This window comes from Chitinimonas sp. BJB300, assembly GCF_002735695.1.
GTDB lineage: Bacteria > Pseudomonadota > Gammaproteobacteria > Burkholderiales > Chitinimonadaceae > Chitinimonas.
In genome coordinates, this window is the sequence record NZ_PDZH01000229.1 from 1 (window position 1) to 3,501 (window position 3,501).

Here is a 3,501-nt window from a genome sequence, read left to right on the forward strand (position 1 = left end):
AATCGGGGTGTTTGTGAGCCTTGCCGAGCATCCAGATATCCACTTGAAACGTTCGTGGACAACATGACAGCAGGACTCACGACTGGCAAGAGAAATGCCGTTCACTGGCTAAAGTGAACGGCATTAGTTCTAAGCGGGGGCTTTATTATTTTGAGAGCAAGGGCGAACGAAAATTGTCGGTCTAACGGCTGCCTGGTTGCGCGCTATCTATGCTGCTATATTGACTTCTGCAAACACGGCAGAGCATGTATTTACCTGAGACCTGCTTGATGCGCCCTTCATATACCCTGCTACGCTACCTCTGCCTTGCACTCACCCTGATAGCCAATGGCTTTGCCTTGGCCGAAACCACACTCGTCAAATCCTACAATACCTATCTCTTCCCGCCATTTGTCACCAACAACGGTGGTTTGGCTGTGGAACTGGTCAACTACCTGAACCAGAAGCTAGCCAACGAATATCGCTTTCAACTCTTCAATGTTCCTCGCTCGCGCTTGGTGCGTGGCCCGCTGAAGGATGAAACCAGCTTGGATGGAATCGTCCTATTCCTTAATCCGCGCTTTGTCGACGATGCCAATCAACAGCATTTCTTATGGACCCCGGCCCTATTTAGCGACAGCAACGTATTGGTCTTCCGGGGACCGACCGCCCCTATCATAAAAGACCTGAAAGCATTACAAGGTATGCGCTTTGGCGCGGTGCTGGAAAATCGCTACAGAGGCATAGATGAACTGACCAAAGCGCGTACCATCAGCCGTATCGACGGCACATCCGAACTAAATAACCTGAAATTACTGCAAGCCAATCGCATTGATTTCACGCTAATGGGTCTTTCAACCTTTACTGCCTTATCACGGGATAATCTGATTGATGAGTCATTGGCAACCAGCCCGCCACCCGATGATCCAGCCTTTACACGCCATATTCTGGTCAATAAAAAACAACCCGAGTTGGCCAAACGACTATTCGCTATCGTCACCAACATGGCCTCCGACCCTTATTGGCAGGATATTTTGGAGCGCTATCAACTGGAACTGAAGCATCATTAGATAACATAAAATCGCGCTTCTCCCCTAAAACGGCACGGACCCTCTCGCCTGACAATCTTAGTCAAAACGCGAAATCCAGTAGACAAGCAGCCTCTTATGCAGCTAGCTTAGTTGCTTCCAAAACAGTGTCCTTTTTCTAGCCCGCAATCTTACTTAAATACTAGATGAATAAGTAAATGACCCTAGCCAAGGTCCATGCTGTTTCAAAATATTGGCATGGAATAACACTGCACCCAGTGCTTTTCAAGGTCATTTGGTTTCTAATCAACTCAAGAAAAGAGAATAAATTGCCAACTCGCTCACTTATATTCATATCAGCATCATTAATAGCGTGTTCTGCACTGGCCACGAGCTTTGACTGCACCAAAGCCAAAACAGAGACAGAACAGCTTATTTGTACAGACCCAGAGCTTTCCTTGTTGGATGAAAAGCTTAGCGAGGCTTACAAGGCAGCTCTCTTGCAACTGAATACCAAACTCCTTTTTAAATCTTCTCAACGCGCATGGCTAAATGACATAAAGCAATGCAAGTCTGCTGCCTGCCTCAAAACAGCATTCACTGAGCGCACAGCCTTGCTCAATAACGTCGCTACAGAGGGGAGCGCTGCCGAGTGGAATGGTGAATACGCCAGATATACCAATGGGAAGAAAAACAATGCAACCCCAGCCAATATTGTTCTTCTAGGGCTTAAAGATAACCGAGTCTTTGTACATGGCTTCGCATTAGGCACCTATTCCAGCCAAGGCACCCATACTGGCGATATTAATGGCCTGGGCGATGTACGTGATGCACATGCATCCTTTTCCAAAGACAGCTGCAAAGTCGAAATAACCCTCAAGCAAACCGTATTGGCAATCAAAGACAATGATAGTTGTGGTGGCATGGGTGTTACGTTTACGGGCACCTATAAAAGACAATGATGCCGGTCTACCCGACATCCCTATCAACAGCACTTTATAGTGAGGACTGCTCGTCTACAGCCAAGGGGCTGGCAATGAATTGCACAGCCCACCTCAGATTAAGCAGGTGTAAAACCTAATAGTACTGACATGATGCTTCTACTTGCCCTTTGGCAGGATTAAGCCTATCCCTATTTAATTAGCAGCCAATGCAAATGCCTTTTGACAATTCAGCGTCAGTGGGGACTCAAATTGCTGCTCCATGAAATCAAATATCGTAGCATCTATTCGTAAGTTTACTTACCGGTTTTCATGGTTAATCATTACTATATTTCTTTATCAAAACCTGCAAAGTACTTTCCCGTAAACTGCCTACTGCGGTCCAAAATTGTTCGACTCGTTCTTTATTTTTTTGATAGTAAGTCTTATTGAAGATAATAAAATAATCTTTGCTCGAAATTGGAATAGGTAGCCGCTCTACATCATTCATATCCTCACGCTGTATGATAGCATCACCTACAATATCCTGCGTCGCATAAGCAGCAATTCTACCGAGACGAAGCTGTATAAAGTTTTCCTGGGTATTGTAGGACTCAATAACCGGCACTTTAAGCGCTTGTATGTCCTTACCAATAGACCAACCCATATTTACACCTATTGGGCCCGAGATACCGCTAAAAGTCTCTCCATTCCAATTAGCCGAACTACCTTTTAGTCTAAAGAGAGAGTATGAGAGGGTAGCGATTCGTCGACTTTTATCAGGTATTTCACCCTGCATCGGATAGGCAAACATTGCGGTCCGCTCGACATTATACGAAAACATGAAGGCACCATCATATTTGCCCATTCCTGTTTCAGCTATCACCCGCCTTGTGGGGAGTCTTTTTAGCGTAACCGTACAGCCTATTTTTGCAGCAGCAAGCTGAGCTAATTCGACACCTGCACCAGGATGGTCTGGTGAAATATCGCCTACGCCAACATAGTAGGGGGGTGAAGGGTCACTGTTGTAGGCCAGTGAAATCTCGCAGGCGAATACTCGACTCGCCAAAATGAATAGTCCGCAGCCAAACCCGACGCTTCTGCTCATCATTATGATCTCCAAGCTGATCTCAGCTTAGAGGGTGTCGTCACAAGATGCCGATCCAGATCGCCATGCAGCGGATCTGGGCGGCCGCCAGAAAAGAAGCCATATTCTTGGCATAACGGGTTGCGATGTCCCGGCAGATGGGGCTCCAGCAAGAGCCAGTGTGAATCGGAAATGTCATGGCGACGATGCGCCTGCGAGGTAATAGATTCAAGCGTCATTGCTGAATTTTAAGGCCAGGGAAATCTTGTGACGACACCCTCTAGAATTGCGCAAGAAGCTGGGGGTTCACCGCGAAAACCAATCCCTGCTTGGGCATCTCGGGTGAAGGCATAGGACTGCCGTAAATACCCGGAGGCCAGCATCTATCGCCGTCGCTGGACAGTGACCAAGCTGATTGACTCCTTATTATCGGAGTTCAGTCATGCTTGCAGTCCCCCAGCGCGCTTTCGTTGCCAACCAGCCCGTC

The 3,501-nt window shown here is 47.2% G+C and carries 3 protein-coding genes and 1 pseudogene; 2 read left to right on the forward strand and 2 right to left on the reverse strand.

The features are described from left to right. Positions 1-269 precede the first annotated feature (269 nt). On the forward strand, positions 270-1,049 hold the full coding sequence (locus CSQ89_RS20525) for a substrate-binding periplasmic protein (RefSeq protein WP_158229074.1): 780 nt from the start codon (positions 270-272) through the stop codon (positions 1,047-1,049). 176 nt (positions 1,050-1,225) lie between these two features. Further along, a complete protein-coding gene (locus CSQ89_RS20530; protein WP_099407857.1) occupies positions 1,226-1,969 on the forward strand; it encodes a lysozyme inhibitor LprI family protein in 744 nt (247 codons plus the stop codon). 295 nt (positions 1,970-2,264) lie between these two features. Here the strand turns inward: CSQ89_RS20530 and CSQ89_RS20535 are convergent, their stop codons facing one another. Further along, positions 2,265-3,038, reverse strand: a complete 774-nt coding sequence (locus CSQ89_RS20535) for a substrate-binding periplasmic protein (RefSeq protein ID WP_099407858.1) — start codon at positions 3,036-3,038, stop codon at positions 2,265-2,267. Positions 3,039-3,075: 37 nt separating this feature from the next. Further along, a pseudogene (locus CSQ89_RS20540) lies at positions 3,076-3,168 on the reverse strand (IS5/IS1182 family transposase); the annotation flags it as partial. Positions 3,169-3,501: the final 333 nt, after the last annotated feature.

Excerpts from the sequence above, each read along its gene's own strand:
- CSQ89_RS20525 (WP_158229074.1), top strand. The coding sequence starts at position 270 with ATGCGCCCTTCATATACCCTGCTACGCTACCTCTGCCTTGCACTCACC.
- CSQ89_RS20530 (WP_099407857.1), top strand. The coding sequence starts at position 1,226 with ATGACCCTAGCCAAGGTCCATGCTGTTTCAAAATATTGGCATGGAATA.
- CSQ89_RS20535 (WP_099407858.1), bottom strand. The coding sequence starts at position 3,038 with ATGATGAGCAGAAGCGTCGGGTTTGGCTGCGGACTATTCATTTTGGCG.